Annotated in this window: 22 protein-coding genes and 2 tRNA genes; 8 read left to right on the top strand and 16 right to left on the bottom strand. The window is 57.0% G+C overall.

Features of this window, described 5'->3' with window-relative positions; all coding sequences use genetic code 11:
* Position 1: 1 nt before the first annotated feature.
* The 9 genes from nusA to rlmE all read right to left on the bottom strand — a co-directional run bounded on the left by nusA (position 2) and on the right by rlmE (position 7,940).
* A complete protein-coding gene (nusA, locus tag GF111_RS10820) occupies positions 2–1,510 on the bottom strand; it encodes a transcription termination factor NusA (RefSeq protein ID WP_019453340.1) in 1,509 nt (502 codons plus the stop codon).
* Positions 1,511–1,531: 21 nt separating this feature from the next.
* Complete coding sequence (gene rimP / locus GF111_RS10825) at positions 1,532–1,984, bottom strand: ribosome maturation factor RimP (protein WP_028127574.1); 453 nt, start codon at positions 1,982–1,984, stop codon at positions 1,532–1,534.
* A 217-nt stretch (positions 1,985–2,201) separates the two neighbouring features.
* Positions 2,202–2,278, bottom strand: a tRNA-Met gene (locus GF111_RS10830).
* A 60-nt stretch (positions 2,279–2,338) separates the two neighbouring features.
* Positions 2,339–2,425: transfer RNA gene (locus GF111_RS10835), tRNA-Leu, on the bottom strand.
* Between the two features lie 70 nt (positions 2,426–2,495).
* On the bottom strand, positions 2,496–2,831 hold the full coding sequence (secG, locus tag GF111_RS10840; RefSeq protein ID WP_004933519.1) for a preprotein translocase subunit SecG: 336 nt from the start codon (positions 2,829–2,831) through the stop codon (positions 2,496–2,498).
* A 220-nt stretch (positions 2,832–3,051) separates the two neighbouring features.
* The gene (gene glmM / locus GF111_RS10845; protein WP_047729249.1) at positions 3,052–4,389 is read right to left on the bottom strand and encodes a phosphoglucosamine mutase; all 1,338 of its coding nucleotides are present in this window, start codon (positions 4,387–4,389) and stop codon (positions 3,052–3,054) included.
* A 4-nt stretch (positions 4,390–4,393) separates the two neighbouring features.
* A complete protein-coding gene (gene folP / locus GF111_RS10850) occupies positions 4,394–5,230 on the bottom strand; it encodes a dihydropteroate synthase (protein WP_038879140.1) in 837 nt (278 codons plus the stop codon).
* A gap of 92 nt (positions 5,231–5,322) precedes the next feature.
* On the bottom strand, positions 5,323–7,254 hold the full coding sequence (gene ftsH, locus GF111_RS10855; protein WP_004933529.1) for an ATP-dependent zinc metalloprotease FtsH: 1,932 nt from the start codon (positions 7,252–7,254) through the stop codon (positions 5,323–5,325).
* A 56-nt stretch (positions 7,255–7,310) separates the two neighbouring features.
* A complete protein-coding gene (rlmE, locus tag GF111_RS10860; RefSeq protein WP_004933533.1) occupies positions 7,311–7,940 on the bottom strand; it encodes a 23S rRNA (uridine(2552)-2'-O)-methyltransferase RlmE in 630 nt (209 codons plus the stop codon).
* Between the two features lie 143 nt (positions 7,941–8,083).
* Here rlmE and yhbY point away from each other — a divergent pair, with 143 nt between their 5' ends.
* Positions 8,084–8,377, top strand: a complete 294-nt coding sequence (gene yhbY / locus GF111_RS10865; RefSeq protein WP_004933536.1) for a ribosome assembly RNA-binding protein YhbY — start codon at positions 8,084–8,086, stop codon at positions 8,375–8,377.
* A 112-nt stretch (positions 8,378–8,489) separates the two neighbouring features.
* Here the strand turns inward: yhbY and greA are convergent, their stop codons facing one another.
* The gene (greA, locus tag GF111_RS10870; RefSeq protein WP_004933539.1) at positions 8,490–8,966 is read right to left on the bottom strand and encodes a transcription elongation factor GreA; all 477 of its coding nucleotides are present in this window, start codon (positions 8,964–8,966) and stop codon (positions 8,490–8,492) included.
* A 256-nt stretch (positions 8,967–9,222) separates the two neighbouring features.
* Here greA and dacB point away from each other — a divergent pair, with 256 nt between their 5' ends.
* The 3 genes from dacB to pmrB are packed head-to-tail and all read left to right on the top strand — an operon-like array spanning position 9,223 to position 12,385.
* Positions 9,223–10,656 (top strand): serine-type D-Ala-D-Ala carboxypeptidase, encoded by a 1,434-nt coding sequence (gene dacB / locus GF111_RS10875; protein ID WP_060433569.1) that lies wholly within the window; start codon positions 9,223–9,225, stop codon positions 10,654–10,656.
* Between the two features lie 8 nt (positions 10,657–10,664).
* Positions 10,665–11,327, top strand: a complete 663-nt coding sequence (gene pmrA, locus GF111_RS10880; protein WP_019453348.1) for a two-component system response regulator PmrA — start codon at positions 10,665–10,667, stop codon at positions 11,325–11,327.
* Positions 11,324–12,385 (top strand): two-component system sensor histidine kinase PmrB, encoded by a 1,062-nt coding sequence (pmrB, locus tag GF111_RS10885; RefSeq protein ID WP_060433567.1) that lies wholly within the window; start codon positions 11,324–11,326, stop codon positions 12,383–12,385. Before pmrA ends, pmrB begins: the two co-directional genes overlap by 4 nt.
* Before the next feature lie 36 nt (positions 12,386–12,421).
* Here pmrB and cgtA read toward each other — a convergent pair whose 3' ends face one another.
* The 4 genes from cgtA to rplU form a co-directional block, all read right to left on the bottom strand.
* Positions 12,422–13,594 carry an Obg family GTPase CgtA gene (cgtA, locus tag GF111_RS10890; RefSeq protein ID WP_004933553.1) on the bottom strand — a complete coding sequence of 391 codons (1,173 nt, stop codon included), beginning with the start codon at positions 13,592–13,594 and terminating at the stop codon, positions 12,422–12,424.
* A 16-nt stretch (positions 13,595–13,610) separates the two neighbouring features.
* Positions 13,611–14,582 carry a DMT family transporter gene (locus tag GF111_RS10895; protein WP_055311901.1) on the bottom strand — a complete coding sequence of 324 codons (972 nt, stop codon included), beginning with the start codon at positions 14,580–14,582 and terminating at the stop codon, positions 13,611–13,613.
* A 105-nt stretch (positions 14,583–14,687) separates the two neighbouring features.
* The gene (gene rpmA, locus GF111_RS10900; RefSeq protein WP_004933559.1) at positions 14,688–14,945 is read right to left on the bottom strand and encodes a 50S ribosomal protein L27; all 258 of its coding nucleotides are present in this window, start codon (positions 14,943–14,945) and stop codon (positions 14,688–14,690) included.
* 17 nt (positions 14,946–14,962) lie between these two features.
* Entirely contained in the window at positions 14,963–15,274 is a 312-nt protein-coding gene (rplU, locus tag GF111_RS10905; protein WP_004933561.1) for a 50S ribosomal protein L21, read from the bottom strand.
* A 270-nt stretch (positions 15,275–15,544) separates the two neighbouring features.
* Here rplU and ispB point away from each other — a divergent pair, with 270 nt between their 5' ends.
* The gene (ispB, locus tag GF111_RS10910; protein WP_047729263.1) at positions 15,545–16,516 is read left to right on the top strand and encodes an octaprenyl diphosphate synthase; all 972 of its coding nucleotides are present in this window, start codon (positions 15,545–15,547) and stop codon (positions 16,514–16,516) included.
* Positions 16,517–16,564: 48 nt separating this feature from the next.
* On the opposite strand, the gene GF111_RS10915 is transcribed toward ispB, so the two are convergent.
* Positions 16,565–16,921, bottom strand: coding sequence for a DNA-binding protein (locus tag GF111_RS10915; RefSeq protein WP_038879765.1), 357 nt, complete (start codon positions 16,919–16,921; stop codon positions 16,565–16,567).
* A 180-nt stretch (positions 16,922–17,101) separates the two neighbouring features.
* On the opposite strand from GF111_RS10915, the gene GF111_RS10920 reads away from it, so the two are divergent.
* Positions 17,102–17,362 (top strand): helix-turn-helix transcriptional regulator, encoded by a 261-nt coding sequence (locus GF111_RS10920; protein WP_038879152.1) that lies wholly within the window; start codon positions 17,102–17,104, stop codon positions 17,360–17,362.
* A 66-nt stretch (positions 17,363–17,428) separates the two neighbouring features.
* Here GF111_RS10920 and mdh read toward each other — a convergent pair whose 3' ends face one another.
* The gene (gene mdh, locus GF111_RS10925; protein ID WP_004933569.1) at positions 17,429–18,367 is read right to left on the bottom strand and encodes a malate dehydrogenase; all 939 of its coding nucleotides are present in this window, start codon (positions 18,365–18,367) and stop codon (positions 17,429–17,431) included.
* A 464-nt stretch (positions 18,368–18,831) separates the two neighbouring features.
* Between mdh and argR the strand changes: the two genes are divergently transcribed.
* Both argR and yhcN read left to right on the top strand, forming a co-directional pair.
* On the top strand, positions 18,832–19,302 hold the full coding sequence (argR, locus tag GF111_RS10930) for a transcriptional regulator ArgR (protein WP_004933572.1): 471 nt from the start codon (positions 18,832–18,834) through the stop codon (positions 19,300–19,302).
* 406 nt (positions 19,303–19,708) lie between these two features.
* Positions 19,709–19,972, top strand: coding sequence for a peroxide/acid stress response protein YhcN (gene yhcN / locus GF111_RS10935; RefSeq protein ID WP_038879766.1), 264 nt, complete (start codon positions 19,709–19,711; stop codon positions 19,970–19,972).
* The last annotated feature ends 64 nt before the right edge of the window (positions 19,973–20,036 follow it).

The following is a 20,036-nucleotide window of genomic DNA, read 5'->3' on the forward strand; positions in this document are numbered from 1 at the left end:
ATTACGCGTTGTCGCCAAACCAACAGATATTGCGTGCAGCCATGATCAGCTCACCGGCTTGCTCATCGCTAAGCCCTTCAATATCAGCCAGATCGTCAACACCCTGCTCGGCAAGATCTTCCAGCGTACAAACCCCACGCGCGGCCAGTTTAAAGGCCATGCTGCGCTCAAGACCCGGCAGGTTGAGCAAATCGTCGGCCGGTTTGTTGTCGCCCAGGCTTTCTTCTTGTGCCAGGGCCAGCGTGGTCAATGCAGCTTTGGCGCGTTCGCGCAATGCTTCAACCGTATCTTCATCCAGACCGTCGATTTCCAACAGCTCTTTGATCGGCACGTAGGCCAGCTCTTCCAGCGTGGAGAAGCCTTCTTCAACCAGTACGGTGGCGAAATCTTCGTCGATATCAAGATACTTGGTGAAGGTATCAATAGCGGCATGAGCCTCGGCCTGGTGCTTGGCCTGCAGGTCGTCCGCCGTCATCACGTTCAGTTCCCAACGATCGTCACCGCGGTGTTGTTTCAGCAGCTGGGAAGCCAAACGCACGTTTTGGCCGTTACGGCCGATCGCCTGCGCCAGGTTGCTGGCTTCAACGGCGATATCCATGGTGCAGTTATCTTCGTCTACCACGATCGACGCGACGTCGGCCGGCGCCATGGCGTTGATGACGAATTGCGCTGGGTTGTCATCCCACAGGATGATGTCGATGCGTTCGCCGCCGAGCTCGCTCGACACGGCCTGAACGCGCGCACCGCGCATACCTACGCAGGCACCGACCGGGTCGATGCGCTTGTCGTTGGTTTTCACTGCAATTTTCGCGCGGGAGCCAGGATCGCGGGCTGCCGCTTTAATTTCAATCACTTCTTCGCCGATTTCCGGCACTTCGATGCGGAACAGTTCTTTCAGCATTTCCGAACTGGAACGGCTGACGAACAGCTGCGCGCCGCGAGCTTCAGGACGCACGGCGTACAGTACGCCGCGAATGCGGTCGCCCGGACGGAAGTTTTCGCGCGGCAGCATGTCTTCACGGCCAATCACCGCTTCGGCGTTGTTGCCCAGATCCAGCGCGATGCTGTCACGGTTCACTTTCTTCACCACGCCGGTGACGATCTCACCTTCGTGTTCACGGAAAGCGTCAACCACCATCGCACGCTCGGCTTCGCGCACTTTTTGCACGATAACCTGCTTGGCGGTTTGGGTGGTGATGCGGTCGAAGGTCACGGATTCGATCTGATCTTCAACATAGCCGCCGAGCTCGATGCTCGGGTCTTCAAACTGAGCGGCTTCCAGCGTGATTTCACGCGTTGGCTGAGTCACTTCATCTACGGCGACCCAACGGCGGAAGGTATCGAAATCGCCGGTTCTGCGGTCAATGCTGACGCGCACGTCGATTTCCTGCTCGTATTTTTTCTTGGTTGCGGTGGCTAATGCAGTTTCCAGCGCTTCGAAAATCTTCTCGCGCGGAAGGGATTTTTCATTGGAAACTGCTTCAACAACAGCCAGAATCTCTTTGTTCATCCTAGTTGCCTCTTCCAAACTTTAAAAGTGGGGTACCAGGTTCGCTTTCTGGATGTTGCTCAGCGCGAACACTTCATCTTTCCCTTCCACAGTAACCGTGATCATCTCGCCTTCGACAGACTTGATAATACCCTGCCACTTGCGACGGTTTTGTACCGCCATGCGCAGGACCAGGCTGACTTCTTCACCGAGGAAACGCGTATAGTGCTCTGCGGTGAACATCGGGCGATCAAGGCCAGGAGAGGAGACTTCCAAGTTGTAAGCGACCGTGATTGGATCTTCGACGTCCAATACAGCGCTGACCTGGTGGCTGACATCAGCGCAATCATCAACATTGATGCCGTTATCACTATCAATATAGATGCGGAGCGTCGATTGGCGCGCACGAATGAATTCGATGCCTACAAGCTCAAAGCCCAACGCTTCTACCGGTGCCGAAAGCATCTCTGTTAACTGTTGCTCTAATGTGGACAAGCCCACCCCCAAGACATAAAAAAAGGGCTAAATAGCCCAGTGATTCTGTTGCCAAATAACAAAAAACCCCGAAAAATCGGGGCTTTATGCAACTGGACCCTGTTTGCCGCTAGGCGGCCTCGGTACAACTTTCGAGCAAGTGTCATTTTCAAATGTTGATCGAGAAAAGCGGGTTTCAATCGAAAAGTGTATTTGAAAATAAACACTTAAAGGAAAGTGGTTGCGGGGGCCGGATTTGAACCGACGACCTTCGGGTTATGAGCCCGACGAGCTACCAGGCTGCTCCACCCCGCGTCCGAAAACGTGGCAAATACTACGCCGATAATCGCAAAATTGCAAGTTATCTCTGGGATTTGGTACCGAGGATGGGACTCGAACCCACAAGCCCGTTAGGGCACTACCACCTCAAGGTAGCGTGTCTACCAATTCCACCACCTCGGTACTGATTCTTACTGCTAACGGCCGTTGTTCTTTCGAGTTCACAACCACCGTTTTCAAACTTTGTTGCGGCTTACTGCGGGATATCGCTGCTCGGCTTGGCAGGTGCTGCCGGCGCGGTTGTCTGCTCAGTTTTCACTGGCTGACCCAGGTTTTCCCACTCGCTGCCTTTCTTGCTTTGGTTGCTGCTGAGGTTGCCCAGAATCAGGCTGATGACGAAGAACAGCGTCGCCAGCACAGCAGTCATGCGGGTCATAAAGTTACCGGAACCACTCGAACCGAACAGCGTGCCTGATGCACCTGCTCCGAAAGAGGCTCCCATATCAGCGCCTTTACCTTGCTGCAGCATAATCAGAGCGACCAGCCCGATTGAGATCAGCAGGAAAATTACCAGAAGAGCTTCGTACATAGTAGTACCCGTATCCTTGCGGCCTCACCGCATGCCAAATGCTTCACACTCATCAAGCAGGCGTTTTTATAAACTGCCTACTGAAGCGGGTGTGAATACTAACCAAAGCCGCCAACCCGCGCAAGGGCAATTTGCAGCCGCCGGCGCGTTTGCGGAAAAAAACGCCAACAATCGCCTCTTCGGGCTCAGCTTTGCCGAGCCCGGCGGCTAACTGTCTGTTTTAACCTGCGGATTTCACCGCGTCGGCGATGCGATGTGCCAGCGCGGTCACCTGCTGTTCGTCCTCGCCTTCCACCATCACGCGGATCAGCGGTTCGGTGCCCGATTTGCGCAGCAGCACCCGGCCGCGGCCGGCCAGTTCGGCTTCCACCTGCTCGGCGACTTTACGCACCGCGTCGGACTCCAGCGGATTGTGATCGCCGGCGAAGCGCACGTTGACCAGGATCTGCGGCAGCAGCTTCATGCCGCTACACAGATCATGCAGGCTCATGTGGTTGCGCACCATGGCGGTCAGCACCTGCAGCCCGGCCACGATGCCGTCGCCGGTGGTGGTTTTGTCCAGCAGGATCACATGGCCGGAGTTTTCCGCACCGATGCGCCAGCCCAGCTCCTGCAGCTTCTCCAGCACGTAACGGTCGCCCACTTTAGCGCGAGCGAACGGAATGCCCAGCTGTTTCAGCGCCAGCTCCAGCCCCATGTTGCTCATCAGGGTGCCGACCGCGCCGCCGCGCAGCTGGCCCTGACGCAGGCCTTCACGGGCGATGATGTACAGGATCTGATCGCCGTCCACCTTGTTGCCCAGGTGGTCGACCATCATCACGCGATCGCCGTCGCCGTCAAACGCCAGGCCCACGTGCGCTTTTTCCTTCAGTACGCGCTCCTGCAGCTGACGCACGTCGGTGGCACCGCATTTTTCGTTGATGTTCATGCCGTCCGGCTCAACGCCGATGGCGATCACCGTGGCGCCCAGCTCGCGCAGCACGCTCGGCGCGATGTGGTAAGTCGCCCCGTTGGCGCAGTCGACCACGATTTTCAGCCCCTTCAGGCTCAGCTCGCTCGGGAAGGTGCCTTTGCAGAATTCGATGTAGCGGCCGGCAGCGTCGATGATGCGGCTGGCTTTACCCAGCTCGGCGGACTCCACGCAGGTCAGCGGTTTTTCCATCTCGGCTTCGATCGCTTCTTCGACGTTGTCCGGCAGCTTGGCGCCGTCGATCGAGAAGAACTTGATGCCGTTGTCATAAAACGGGTTATGCGACGCGGAGATGACGATGCCGGCTTCGGCGCGGAAGGTGCGCGTCAGATAAGCCACCGCCGGGGTGGGCATCGGCCCGGTGAAGGAGGCGGACAATCCTGCGGCCGCCAGGCCGGCCTCCAGCGCGGACTCCAGCATATAACCGGAGATGCGCGTGTCCTTACCGATGATGATCTTGCGCGAACCGTGACGCGCCAGCACTTTACCCGCCGCCCAGCCCAGCTTCAGCACGAAGTCCGGCGTGATGGGGCTGTCCCCAACCTTGCCACGGATGCCGTCGGTGCCAAAATATTTGCGCTCGCTCATGTCTTTACTGTCCCTTAGCTGAAAGTGTTGCCTCGACGACACGCATCGCCTCGACGGTTTCTTTAACGTCATGCACTCTGACAATCTGCGCGCCCTGCATCGCTGCGATCACCGCGCAGGCCACGCTGCCGATAACCCGTTGATCCGGCGGCACGTTCAGCAGTTGTCCTATCATCGATTTGCGCGACATGCCGACCAGCAGCGGCAAACCGAAACGATGAAACTCCGACAACCGGGCCAGAAGCTGATAGTTGTGCGCCAAATTTTTACCGAAACCGAAGCCTGGGTCGAGCAGCAATTTCTGATTTGTTATCCCCACCTCGTTGCAGCGCCGAATATGGTGCTCGAAAAACGCCTGAACGTCAGCGATCAGATCGTCGTAGTGCGGCGCCTGCTGCATAGTGCGCGGCTGCCCTTGCATGTGCATCAGGCAAATCGGCAGGCCGCTTTCCGCCGCCGCCGCGAGAGCACCCGGCTCCTGCAGCGAGCGAATGTCGTTGATCAGGTGTGCGCCGGCGTGTGCCGATTCGCGGATCACGCCCGCTTTCGAGGTATCGACCGAGATGAAGACTTCGAAGCGCTGCGCCAGCGCTTCCACTACCGGCACGACCCGTTCCAATTCTTCCTCTTCACTCACCTCCGCCGCCCCCGGCCGGGTCGATTCACCGCCGATGTCGATCATCGTGGCACCGGCCGAAATCAGCGCATGCGCGTGCAGCAGCGCCTGGTTCAGTGTGTTGTGGCGGCCGCCGTCGGAAAACGAATCCGGCGTCACGTTGAGGATACCCATCACCTGCGGATGGGAGAGGTTGAGCGTCATGTCGCGCACGGTTAACTGCATGGTTGGTCCACCTTACTGTTGCCTGGTTCACTGCCCGCCGGGCAAAAAAAAACCCCGGCGTACCGGGGTTTGATGTTATTACACAGCCGCTGTTACTTGTCGAGCTGTTCAGACATGGTGTTGCCCGGCGTTGGGGTGCGCGGCTCATCTACCGGCGTCGGGGCTTTCGGGGTGCCGCCGTTGTCGGAACTGTTACCTTTGTTCGCATCGTCCCAACCTGCCGGCGGACGCACGTCTTTGCGGTTCATCAGATCGTCGATCTGCGGCGCATCGATGGTTTCGTACTTCATCAGCGCATCCTTCATCGAGTGCAGGATGTCCATGTTTTCCATCAACAGCGAGCGAGCACGCGTGTAGTTACGCTCGATCAGCGACTTCACTTCCTGGTCGATGATGCGCGCGGTTTCATCCGACATGTGCTTCGCCTTGGCCACGGAACGGCCCAGGAACACTTCACCCTCTTCTTCCGCATACAGCAGCGGCCCCAGCTTCTCGGAGAAGCCCCACTGGGTCACCATGTTGCGGGCGATGGAGGTCGCCACTTTGATGTCGTTCGACGCACCGGTAGAGACTTTTTCCGGCCCGTAGATGATCTCTTCCGCCAGACGACCGCCGTACAGGGTGGAGATTTGGCTCTCCAGCTTCTGACGGCTGGCGCTGATCGCATCCCCTTCAGGCAGGAAGAAGGTCACGCCGAGCGCACGGCCACGAGGAATGATCGTCACCTTGTGTACCGGATCGTGTTCAGGAACCAGGCGGCCAATGATGGCGTGGCCCGCTTCGTGATACGCGGTCGACTCTTTCTGCGCTTCGGTCATCACCATGGAGCGACGTTCCGCACCCATCATGATCTTGTCTTTGGCTTTCTCGAACTCCACCATCGACACCACGCGCTTGTTGCCGCGGGCGGCGAACAGCGCCGCTTCGTTGACCAGGTTAGCCAGGTCGGCACCGGAGAAGCCCGGCGTACCGCGCGCAATGACGGAGGCGTCGATATCGGCAGCCAACGGCACGCGGCGCATGTGCACCTTCAGGATCTGCTCACGGCCACGCACATCCGGCAGCCCGACCACGACCTGACGGTCGAAGCGGCCCGGACGCAGCAGCGCAGGGTCAAGCACGTCCGGACGGTTGGTGGCCGCGATGACGATGATGCCTTCGTTGCCTTCGAAACCGTCCATCTCAACCAGCATCTGGTTCAGGGTCTGTTCGCGCTCATCGTGACCGCCACCCAGGCCGGCGCCACGCTGGCGGCCGACGGCGTCGATTTCATCGATGAAGATGATGCACGGCGCGGCTTTCTTCGCTTGTTCGAACATGTCGCGCACGCGGGATGCACCCACACCAACGAACATTTCGACGAAGTCGGAACCGGAAATGGTGAAGAACGGCACCTTCGCTTCGCCGGCGATCGCTTTCGCCAGCAGCGTTTTACCGGTCCCCGGCGGGCCAACCATCAGCACGCCTTTCGGGATCTTGCCGCCCAATTTCTGGAAACGGCTCGGCTCGCGCAGGTATTCCACCAGTTCGCTCACCTCTTCTTTCGCTTCGTCACAACCGGCGACATCGGCGAAAGTGGTTTTGATCTGGTCTTCCGTCAGCATGCGGGCCTTGCTCTTGCCGAAGGACATCGCGCCCTTGCCGCCGCCGCCCTGCATTTGCCGCATAAAGAAGATCCAGACCCCGATCAGCAACAGCATCGGGAACCAGGAGATAAAGATAGAAGCCAGCAGGCTCGGCTCTTCAGGCGGCTCGCCGACCACTTTCACATTCTTCGTTAACAACGTATCCAGCAACTTAGGATCGTTGACAGGGATGTAGGTCGTGTATTTGTTACTGTCTTTCTTGGTAACGTTAATTTCACGTCCGTTGATTCGCGCTTCGCGAACCTGGTCCTGGGTCAGTTCGGACATGAAGGTAGAGTAATCCACCCTACGGCCATTCGACTCGCTGGGCCCAAAGCTCTGGAATACAGACATCAACACTACCGCGATGACTAACCAGAGAATTAGGTTTTTCGCCATGTCACTCAAGGGATTAACCTCATCTTACAACTGTGTTAACAAACAGCGTTAGGGTACTACAGTTTGCGCCCTGTCGCTACAATGTACACTTCGCGCGAACGAGCGCGGGAAGCGTCTGGCTTACGAATCTTAACCTTCGTAAACAGGGAGCGAATTTCCCGTAGGTACTCGTCAAAGCCATCTCCCTGGAACACCTTCACCAGGAAACTTCCGCCTGGTGCGAGGACATCACGACACATATCCAGCGCCAACTCCACCAGATACATCGACCTTGGAATATCGACCGCCGGGGTGCCACTCATATTCGGGGCCATATCGGACATGACCACCTGAACCTTACTCTCACCTACTCGTTCCAACAGCGCCTTCAGCACCAGTTCATCACGAAAATCGCCCTGAAGGAAATCGACGCCAACGATAGGATCCATTGGCAAAATATCACAGGCGATGATGCGCCCGGTACCGCCGATTTGGGTGACCACATACTGCGACCAGCCGCCCGGTGCGGCGCCGAGATCAACCACGGTCATGCCCGGTTTGAACAGTTTGTCGCTCTGCTGTATTTCATCAAGTTTAAACCAGGCACGGGAACGCAGTCCCTTTTTCTGTGCCTGCTGTACATATTTATCGCTAAAGTGTTCTTGTAACCAGCGACTGGAGCTAGCCGAACGCTTTTTATTAGCCATCTCGTTTTCCAACTATCATAAAAAGAGTCTTATGTCAGGGTCGCTGCTCACGTAGACTCACACCGGTGAAGACCGATTTGGTGATATACATGAGATGGCGGTAGAATGTACCGTTTTCAATCCCAACTTAAGCAAAAAAGACAATGAATCTGAATAACAAACAAAAACAGCACCTGAAAGGCCTGGCGCATCCGTTAAAACCGGTGGTGATGCTGGGCAATAACGGTCTTACCGAAGGGGTGCTGGCTGAAATTGAACAGGCTCTGGAGCATCATGAGCTGATCAAGGTGAAAATCGCCGCTGAAGATCGCGAAACCAAAACCCTGATCGCCGATGCTATCGTGCGTGAAACGGGCGCCTGCAATGTGCAAGTTATCGGCAGCACGCTTATTCTTTACCGCCCGTCGAAAGAGCGCAAGATCAGTCTACCGCGTTAATAACCATCAGGTTAACGAAAAGGTGCCATGCGCCTGACGAAGATAAAAGGCCGCTTGCGGCCTTTTTCCTATCTTTACAAAACGTTGGCGCATTAATGACCAACGGCCTCGATCAGAGATACTCAACCTTCAGGATCTCATACTCGACGTCGCCGCCAGGGGTTTTGATCACCACCACATCGTCTTGCTCTTTGCCGATCAGGCCGCGCGCCATCGGCGAGTTTACCGAAATCAGATTTTTCTTGAAATCGGCCTCATCGTCGCCAACGATGCGGTAAGTCACTTCTTCTTCACTGTCCAGGTTCATCACCGATACGGTGGCACCGAAGATCACCCGGCCGGTGTTCGGCATCTTGGTGATATCGATCACCTGAGCATTGGACAGCTTGGCTTCGATTTCCTGAATGCGGCCTTCGCAGAAACCCTGCTGTTCGCGGGCGGCGTGGTACTCGGCATTCTCTTTCAAATCGCCGTGCTCGCGCGCTTCCGCGATGTCCGCAATGATTTTCGGACGGCGCACGCTTTTCAGATATTCGAGCTCTTCGCGCAGTTTTTCAGCGCCAAACAAGGTCATCGGAATTTGGTTCATCGTATAAATACCTCTAAATCTTTCCTGTTCAAATAACCGTCATCCTGACGTATTCGTATGAAAACACGGTTGGCATACCGCCACCCGCCTCCAGGCGACAAACAAAAGAAACCTGACTCGGAACGGGGCCCAAGCCAAGATCGATTTTGCATTTTGATACGCATTTTAGCCTAGAGTTCCTTGAGGGTCATCGTTTACTTTTTCCCTGATTGCACCGTAGTATGACGGCACGTTATCCAGCTGTTATCCCGAGATTATGCGTTTTTCACGAATTGTCAGTGCATTGGCTTGCGCATTTGTTCTGAATGCGAATGCGGCCCCGGTTGAAGAGTACACACAATATCTGCCTGATGGGGCCAACCTTGCCCTGGTCGTTCAGAAGATCGGCGCCGGCGCGCCGACGATCGATTACCACTCTCAGCAGATGGCGCTGCCGGCCAGTACCCAAAAAGTGCTGACGGCGCTGGCTGCGCTATTGCAACTCGGGCCCGATTACCGTTTCACCACCACGCTGGAGAGCCAGGGCGATATTCGCGACGGCGTGCTGCGCGGCAACCTGATCGCCCGCTTCAGCGGCGATCCGACCTTCAAACGCCAGAGCCTGCGCAATATGGTGGCCGTCCTGAAGAAACAGGGCGTGCGCCAAATCAGCGGCGACGTGCTGGTCGACACCTCGGTCTTCGCCAGCCATGACAAAGCGCCCGGCTGGCCGTGGAACGATCTGACGCAGTGCTTCAGCGCGCCGCCGGCCGCCGCCATCGTCGATCGCAACTGTTTCTCGGTCTCGCTCTATAGCGCGCCGAACCCGGGTGACATAGCGTTTATTCGCGTTGCCTCCTATTATCCGGTCAATATGTTTAGCCAGGTGCGCACCCTGGCGCGCGGCTCTGCAGACGCACAGTACTGCGAACTGGACGTGGTGCCGGGCGAGCTGAACCGCTTTACCCTGACCGGCTGCCTGACGCAGCGCAGCGAACCGCTGCCGTTGGCCTTCGCGATCCAGGACGGTGCCAGCTATGCGGGCGCCATCCTGAAAGACGAGCTGACGCAGGCCGGCATCCAGATCGACGGGCATTTGAAACGCCAGACGCGCCCTGGCATCACCGGCACGGTGATTGCGCAAACCCAGTCGGCGCCGCTGCACGATCTGTTGAAGATCATGCTGAAGAAATCGGACAATATGATCGCCGATACCGTCTTCCGCACCATCGGCCACGAACGCTTCGGCGTGCCGGGCACCTGGCGAGCCGGTTCCGATGCGGTACGGCAGGTGCTGCGCCAGAAGGCCGGCATCGATCTGGGCAATACCATCATCGCCGACGGTTCCGGCCTGTCGCGCCACAACCTGCTGGCGCCGGCGACCATGATGCAGGCGTTGCAGTACATCGCGCAGCATGACAACGAGCTGAACTTCATCTCGATGCTGCCGCTGTCCGGCTATGACGGCACCTTGCGCTACCGCGGCGGCCTGCACGAAGCCGGCGTCGACGGCAAAGTGTCGGCCAAGACCGGCGCGCTGCAGGGCGTGTACAACCTGGCGGGCTTCATCACCACCGCCAGCGGCCAGCGCATGGCCTTCGTGCAGTATCTTTCCGGCTACGCCGTACCGCCGGAAGATCAGAAACAGCGCCGCGCACCGCTGGTACGCTTCGAAAGCCGCCTGTATCGGGATATTTACCAAAACAACTGAGGATCGTCATGAAGCTGTTGGTCGTTGAGGATGATGAACTGCTGCAACAGGGGCTGGCGCTGGCGCTGACCGGCGAAGGCTACGTCTGCGACTGTGCCGCAACGGCGGCGGAGGCCAACAGCCTGCTCATCACCAGCCAATACAGCATGGTGATCCTGGATCTCGGCCTGCCGGACATGGACGGCGCCGCGTTGCTGCGGCAATGGCGCCGCCAGCAGATCGATCTGCCGGTGCTGATCCTGACCGCCCGCGACGCCCTGGAAGATCGCGTCGACGGGCTGGACGCCGGCGCCGACGACTACCTGGTCAAACCCTTCGCGCTGGTCGAACTGCAGGCACGCGTGCGCGCCCTCCTGCGGCGCTACCAGGGCCACAGCGACAATCTGATGCAGGTGGATGACCTGCAGCTGAACCTCTCCAGCCAGCAGGTCTACCTGCAGCAGCAGCCGGTGGAGGTTACGCCGAAAGAGTTCGCCATTCTGGCGCGTCTTATCATGCGCGCCGGCCAAACGGTCAACCGTGAACTCCTGCAGCAGGATCTCTACACCTGGCAAGACGATTTGGGCTCCAACACGCTGGAAGTGCATATCCACAACCTGCGCCGCAAGCTGGGCAAGGATCGCATCCGCACCGTGCGCGGCATCGGCTACCGTCTGGAACCTTCTTCATGATCAGCATGCGCCGCCGCCTGCTGCTGATGCTGGCGCTGATCCTGCTGGTCACGCAGCTCATCAGCGCCTTCTGGCTGTGGCACGAAAGCCAGGAACAGATCAGCTTCCTGGTGGACGAAACCTTGTCCGCCAAAGTGCGCAGCGAGCGCGTCGATACCGAGATAGCCGAGGCCATCGCGTCGCTGCTGGCGCCGTCGCTGATCATGATGATCGTCACGCTGCTGGCGTCATTCTGGGCCATCAGCTGGATCACCCGCCCGCTCAACCAATTGCAGCAGCGGCTGGAAAAGCGCTCTGCCGATAACCTGACGCCGCTGCCAATCAACAGCGACAGCCTGGAAATGGTGGCGGTCACCAATGCGCTCAATCAGCTGTTCTCGCGGCTGGACAACACCATCCAGCAGGAACGCCTGTTCACCGCCGACGCGGCCCACGAGCTGCGCACGCCGCTGGCCGGCATTCGCCTGCATCTGGAACTGATGGAGAAACAGGGCGTCAAAGGCAGCCAGGCGCTGATCGCCCGCATCGATCAGCTGATGCACACCGTTGAGCAACTGCTGATGCTGTCGCGCGCCGGGCAAGACTTCGCCAGCGGTCATTACCAGCATTTCGATTGGGTGGCCGATGTGATTCAGCCGCTGCAGGAAGAACTCGGCGAAATGACCGCCCAACGCGCGCAGACGCTGGACTGGCAATTGCCGGCCACCGCTGCGGTGAACGGCGATCCGGTGCTGCTGCGGCTGCTGCTGCGCAACCTGGTCGAAAACGCCCACCGTTACGGCCCGGAAGGCGGCGCGATACAGGTGCGGTTAACGCCGCAGGACAGCGGCTATCTGCTGCAGGTCATCGACGATGGCCCGGGGATCAAGGAAGAGATGGTCGGGGAGCTGACGCAGGCATTCCGCCGCCTGGATCAACGCTACGGCGGCAGCGGGCTGGGCTTGAATATCGTGATCCGCATCGTGCAGTTGCACCAGGGGCGTTTGACGCTGGAAAACCGCCGCGATGCCCGCGGCCTGGACGCCCAGTGCTGGCTGCCGGAAAAAGCGCTCAAATAACAAGGGCCCAGCGTTGCTGAGCCCTTTATCACCGAATTACTTCTGGTAAATGATTTCGACGCCTTCGTCGTCGTCTTCGTCCCAGTCGTCATCCCAGTCATCTTCTGCTTCGGCTTCCACTTCCGCGATTTGCTCGCGGTGGTAGTCATCCCACATGAATTCGACTTTTTCCGGCGCGCTTTCTTCGATCGCCATCGCTTTCGGCTGGGTGTTGATGAAGTTCATTACGTCCCAGCACAGCGCGTTGACGCCTTCGCGGTTGGCGGCGGAGATCATGTAGTACTTCCCTTCCCAGCCCATGCCTTCCACAATCGCCTTGGCGCGTTCGGCGGCTTCTTCCTCACCAATCACATCAATTTTGTTGAACACCAGCCAGCGTGGCTTCTGCGCCAGATTTTCGCTGTATTGGTTCAACTCGTTGATGATGACTTTGGCGTTTTCCACCGGATCGGATTCGTCGATCGGCGCGATGTCCACCAGGTGCAGCAGCACGCGGCAACGCTCCAGGTGTTTCAGGAAGCGAATGCCCAGGCCCGCGCCTTCGGAGGCGCCCTCGATCAGCCCCGGAATGTCGGCGACCACAAAGCTCTGCTCGTGGTCCATACGCACTACACCCAGGCTCGGCACCAGCGTGGTAAACGGATAGTCGGCCACCTTCGGCTTGGCGGCGGACACCGCGCGGATGAAGGTCGATTTGCCGGCGTTCGGCAAGCCCAGCATGCCCACATCGGCCAGCAGCAACAGTTCCAGCAACAGGTCGCGCGCTTCACCGGCGGTACCCAGCGTCTTCTGACGCGGTGCACGGTTGACCGAAGATTTGAAACGGGTGTTGCCCAGGCCATGCCAGCCGCCCTTGGCGACCATCAGCTTTTGCTCGTGGCGGGTCATGTCGCCGAGGATCTCGCCGGTGCCCTGATCCTTCACGCGCGTGCCGACCGGCACCTTGATGATGACGTCTTTACCGCGTTTACCGGTACAGTCGCGGCTCTGGCCATTCTGGCCGCGCTCGGCGCGGAAAGACTTCTCAAAACGGTAGTCGATCAGGGTGTTGAGGTTCTCGTCCGCCAGCAGGTAGACGTCGCCGCCGTCGCCGCCGTCACCGCCGTCAGGCCCACCGTTGGGGATATATTTTTCGCGGCGGAAGCTGACGCATCCGTTGCCGCCGTCGCCTGCAACGACCAGAATCGCTGCTTCATCTACAAACTTCATTTACCGTCTCCGTAAATCATTCACCGGGCTGCTTCAAAGGAGCAACCAGGGGGGGTTCTGCCCGTCGCGGCCACCACCGGTGACCAATTGCGGAAAACATGGCGCCCGCCACGACCACAAACGCGCCAACATAGCCGACGACATTCAACGTCGGCGCGGCGAATGCCTGGGGCCAGGCCAACGCCAATAAATCTGAAAACAGCAGGGTAAACAGCGGGGTCAGCGTCACCAACGCGCTCACCTGCGCCGCCTGCCAGCGCGCCATCGCCTCTGCCAACGCACCGTAGCCGATCAGCGTGTTGGCGCCGCAAAACAGCAGGCACGCCAATTGCCAGCCGCTAAGCTGGAAAATCACCTCGGGTTTGGCCAGAGGGAACAACGCTATCGCACATAAAGTGTACAACATAACCAGGATCTGCGGCGAAGCCAGTCGGCGCAGCAATACCTTCTGCGCCACGCCGTAGCTCACCCAAACCATCGCCGCACACACGCCCAGCATAACGCCCAGCGTGTAGTCCGTCAGCCGGGTGAAGATCTCTATCAGACTGACGTTGAAAAACAGCATCAACCCGCCGATCAGCATCAGGGCGCCTATGACCTGGGTGATACGCATGCGTTCTTTTAAAATCAGCACGCTGGCGAACATCATGCCCACCGGCGACAGCTGGCCAATCACCTGCGACGCCGTCGGGCTCAGGTATTGCAGCGAGGAGCTGAAGAACACAAAGTTGCCCAGCAGCCCCGCCGTCGCGATCGCCAACAGCAGCAGCCAGCGCGGCTGGCGGAACATCGTCAGCGGCGGCAGCTTGCCGCGCACCGCGAGGATCGCGCCCAAACCGATGGCGGCCATGGTAAAGCGATACCAGACGACGGTAAACGGCTCCATCACCGTCAACACTTCTTTCATCGCGATCGGCAACGCGCCCCAGCAAACCGCCGTGGTTAACGCCAGGGAAATACCAACGCCGACCTGCTGCTTCGTATCCATATCACCTTCGCCAACGCTGAGAGGCCAACCCCCAGGCAGCCCATAAATGTAAAAAGCCCCGCAACAAATTGCGGGGCTTACATCTATTTCGTAAGGCTCGAAAAATTATTCAGCTTCGATGCTGATGAATTTACGATTGCTCGGGCCTTTAACTTCGAATTTGACTTTACCGTCTTTCAAAGCAAACAGAGTGTGGTCTTTGCCGCAACCCACGTTGGTACCAGCGTGGAATTTGGTGCCGCGCTGACGAACGATGATGCTGCCTGCCAGTACTGCTTCGCCGCCAAAGCGTTTTACGCCCAGACGTTTAGCTTCTGAATCGCGACCGTTACGAGTCGAGCCGCCAGCCTTTTTGTGTGCCATTAATCCGCTCTCCTAACTTAAGCGCTGATGCCGGTGATTTTAACGTCAGTGAACCACTGACGGTGGCCCTGCTGCTTACGGTGGTGCTTACGACGACGAAACTTAACAATCTTAATTTTCTCGCCACGACCGTGAGCAACGACTTCAGCTTTGATCTTGCCGCCATCGACGAAAGGAACGCCGATTTTGATATCTTCGCCATTAGCGATCATCAGAATCTGGTCAAACTCAACCGCTTCACCAGTTGCGATGTCCAGCTTTTCCAAGCGAACGGTCTGACCTTCGCTTACTCGGTGTTGTTTACCACCACTTTGGAAAACCGCGTACATATAAAACTCCGCTTTCCGCGTGCCCGACTGTGTTAGTTCAGAGCGCGCTATAAATATTCACAATAGGGCGCGAATTCTACGCAAAAAAGCAGCGCATGACAAGAGCAGAATAAGACCAGAAGGAGAAAAAAGAAGAAAAAAAGCGCAGTTTCTTTCGTGGCGTTTATCTGAACCGTTTTTCAAGTACAATCATAGGGACAGTTACCGCCATGTACCGATGTGAGCAGCGATCTCAACGCGGTGAAGAGAAACACAGCTGAAAAAAACACAATGAACCTAGATCAAATTACCGAGTTAACCGCGCAAGATATGGCGGCCGTGAACGCAACAATTCTCGAACAGCTGAATTCCGATGTCACGCTCATCAATCAGCTTGGCTATTACATTATCAGCGGTGGCGGTAAGCGCATCCGGCCGATGATCGCCGTCTTGGCGGCGCGCGCGTTGGGCTATGAAGGCAACAAGCACGTCACCGTCGCCGCCCTGATCGAATTCATTCATACCGCCACGCTGCTGCATGACGACGTCGTCGACGAATCGGACATGCGCCGCGGCAAAGCCACCGCCAACGCGGCGTTCGGCAACGCCGCCAGCGTGCTGGTCGGCGACTTTATCTATACCCGCGCCTTCCAGATGATGACCAGCCTGGAATCCCTGCGCGTGCTGGCGCTGATGTCGGAGGCGGTCAACGTCATCGCCGAAGGCGAAGTGCTGCAGTTGATGAACGTGCACGATCCCGACATCAGCGAAGAAAGCTATATGCGGGTGATCTACAGCAAAACCGCCCGCCTGTTCGAGGCGGCAGCGCAATCGTCGGCGATCCTGTCCGGTGCCAGCGCCGAACAAGAGCAGGCGCTGCAAGACTATGGCCGCTACCTCGGCACCGCTTTCCAGCTGATCGACGATCTGCTCGACTACAGTGCCGACGGCAGCACCCTGGGCAAAAACACCGGCGACGATCTGAACGAAGGGAAACCGACCCTGCCGCTGCTGCACGCGATGCACAACGGCGACGACGCGCAGCGTGACATGATCCGCGGTGCGATTGAGCAAGGCAATGGCCGTCATCTGTTAGAGCCGGTACTGCAGGCAATGCAACAATGCGGTTCGCTGGAGTACACCCGCAAACGCGCCGAGGAAGAAGCCGACAAGGCGATCGCCGCGCTGCAGGTCTTGCCGGCATCGGAGCACCGTACGGCGCTGGAGGGCCTGGCCCATCTGGCGGTGCAACGCGACTTTTAAGAAATAAATATTTCTTAAAATCCATCAGGCCCGCGTATGCGGGCCTGCCTAGCTATTGCTCTCTTCGTCGATGCGCGCCAACAGGCCACCGATCCCTTCCCGCATCAGGAAAGCCACCATTTTCTCGCGCTCGCTCTCCGTCAAATGGTAGTAATACTCGATCCAGACCGCCAACGGATCCTGACGCTCTACGTCATATACCGCCCCATCCTCCTTCAGCACCAGCAGGTTACGCACGTTTGAAGGCAGGCTGTCGATATGGTACTCCAACGCTTTTCCCTGCACGCCTTTACGCCTGCGGCTGATCCAGCCTTCGCGCCGGGCCATCAGATTAATTCCCTGTGGTGAGGAAGGTAATCCTGCGATGCCTGTCAGTTCCTTGGCGGCAAACCACTCGTTTTTCATGGCCATCATCTCTGGGCAATAGTGGGCAACGTCATTTTTGGAAATTACTTGGGTATTTTTTTGGAAATTTAATGGTATTCTGGTTTCTTAATAAGCGATTCACGTCGTGCAAACGCCTAACCTTGACCCGTTAGTTATACCACTAACGCAACTTTGGCTAATCAGAAAAGGAATGTAAACATGAATTCAAGGAACCCAGATTGGCATCCGGCAGATATCATCGCGGCGCTCCGCAAGCAGGGCACCACGCTGGCGGCAGTGTCGCGCAAGGCCGGATTAAGCTCATCAACGCTGGCCAACGCGCTGTCGCGCCCGTGGCCAAAGGGGGAGTGGCTGATCGCCGAAGCGATAGGCATCCACCCTTCGGAGATCTGGCCAAGCCGCTATTACGATCCGCGCAGCGATTGCCTGCTGGATCGCAAGGCACGCATCAAATCGTGAACGCGGGGCAAAAAAAACCGCCGGAACAGCGTCCGGCGGCGTTTATCGGCTGACTATCGGCAACGATCAGTTATTGATGAACTTCTCGCCCAGCTCGATATCTTTGTGCAGCACGTCCAGCATCTCGTTCAGCGCTTTCTGCTCGAAGGCGCTCAGGGTGCCGATATCTTTGCGCTCTTCAACGCCGTTTTTGCCCAGTACCAGCGGCTGTGCGAAGAAGCGAGCGTATTTGCCGTCGCCTTCAACGTAAGCGCATTCCACTACGCCTTTCTCGCCCTGCAGCGCACGCACCAGAGACAGACCGAAACGTGCGGCCGCCTGGCCCATAGACAGCGTTGCAGACCCGCCGCCGGCTTTGGCTTCCACCACTTCGGTGCCGGCGTTCTGAATGCGTTTAGTCAGATCCGCCACTTCCTGATCGGTGAAGCTCACGCCAGGGATCTGCGACAGCAGAGGCAGGATGGTCACGCCAGAGTGGCCGCCGATGACCGGCACGTTCAGCTCTTCCGGCTGCTTGCCTTTCAGCTCGGCCACGAAGGTGTTGGAACGGATGATATCCAGCGAAGTCACGCCGAACAGTTTGTTCTTGTCGTAAACGCCGGCTTTTTTCAGCACTTCCGCCGCGATGGCGACCGTGGTGTTAACCGGGTTGGTGATGATGCCGATGCAGGCTTTCGGGCAGGTTTTCGCCACTTGCTCAATCAGGTTACGCACGATGCCGGCGTTAACGTTGAACAGGTCAGAACGATCCATGCCCGGCTTACGGGCCACGCCGGCGGAAATCAGCACCACGTCCGCACCGTGCAGAGCCGGGGTCGCGTCTTCGCCGCTGAAGCCTTTGATTTTAACTGCGGTTGGGATGTGGCTTAAGTCGACGGCAACGCCTGGGGTAACGGGGGCAATGTCGTAGAGAGAGAGTTCAGAACCTGAAGGAAGCTGGGTTTTGAGTAGAAGGGCGAGGGCCTGGCCGATACCGCCAGCAGCACCGAGAACTGCAACTTTCATCCTATACTCCTTTATTATCTTAAATATATAAAGCGCCGTGAATGTGTTGGTTACGGACCTTAAGTTATTACACCTTTAAAAACAATAAATTAGCCAATTCTTGCCTGCAGGTGTAATAAAACGGCCGCTGTCGCGCCCATTTTAGATTAAATCGCTTACGCATGAAGGGCATAGCGCACATTAATCAAAAATAGTGCGAGGTTATTCACGAGCAAGTTAACCGGCCGTTACATTACACCCTTACGCAACATCAGAACAACATCATTTTAATAACATTTTATTTACCACCGCAGGCCGATTTTCCGTCGTCAAAAGGGCATATTCATCGCTGCCGGATTTTGTTAAAATGCCGTCCTTTCCTCGCCGCCCGGTCATGTTTATTTTCTTTGGGTCGGCCTTTGTTGCATAAAAATTCATCTATATGCATAATCATGACTTCCACTATCAACATTCCACGGTGCAAAATGCGTAATCCCGCAAAACAGGAAGATCTGATCAAGACGTTCAAAGCGTTATTGAAAGAAGAAAAATTCAGTTCTCAAGGCGAGATCGTTTTGGCGCTGCAAGAAGAAGGCTTCGAAAACATTAACCAATCCAAAGTATCGCGCATGCTGACCAAGTTCGGCGCGGTACGTACGCGCAATGCCAAAATGGAAATGGTGTATTGCCTTCCTGCCGAACTCGGCGTGCCGACCACCACCAGCCCGTTGAAGAATCTGGTGCTGGACGTCGACCATAACGACGCCGTCGTGGTGATCCACACCAGCCCGGGCGCCGCGCAGCTGATCGCTCGCCTGCTCGACTCATTGGGTAAATCCCAGGGCATCCTCGGCACGATTGCCGGCGACGATACGATTTTCGTCACCCCGTCCAACGGCTTTACCGCTCAGAAACTGCATGAAGCTATTTTGGGCGTGTTCGAGCAAGAGCTGTGAAACCTGGCGCTAACAAAGTGCGGCTGCAGCCTGCACTTTGTTAGCGCTTCTTTAACAACCCCCGCGTTACCTTCCCTGCCTTCAACCGCGTTTAACACTGCGTTTTTATCCCTCAGCAACACATTTCCATGACATCTCCATGTAACCAGCAGTACCCACTGTGATCTTCCGCACTTTTGGTCAAAAGCACTTACCTCATTGAAATTACATAAATTTAGCATCAAAAGATCGTTTTATGAGCGTTTTTTATTCCTTATGGTTATAAAAAATAAGGATCATGTGGTTAAAGTTTCACTAGAAACTGTTAGCGGACTATTAATTTTTAGCGTTACTAGCTGTATACTCATTTTCGTGAACTGAATCACAGTTCGTTGGAACTGATAAAAAAATACGATGAGGTGAGATGATGAAAATTAAAACTACCGTTGCAACCCTGAGCGTTCTGTCCATGCTTTCATTTGGTGCATTTGCAGCACAATCTGTTGACGCAACTCAGGCCGCAAAACTGCAGCCGGCCGGTGTGATCACCGTGAGCGGCGTTGCCGCTGCGCCTTCCGACATTCGCCAGGCGCTGTCCGACAAAGCTGACGCCAAAGGGGCGACCGCTTACCGCGTGATCGAAGCCCGCAATGACGGCAACTTCCACGCGACCGCTGAAATCTACAAATAAGTACCGGCATTACCCGGCAACGGGCAATACATCTCTGGAATCAAACGCTGTCGTAACGGCCTTC

It is taken from the genome of Serratia sp. HRI, from assembly GCF_010119335.3.
Taxonomy (GTDB): domain Bacteria; phylum Pseudomonadota; class Gammaproteobacteria; order Enterobacterales; family Enterobacteriaceae; genus Serratia; species Serratia nevei.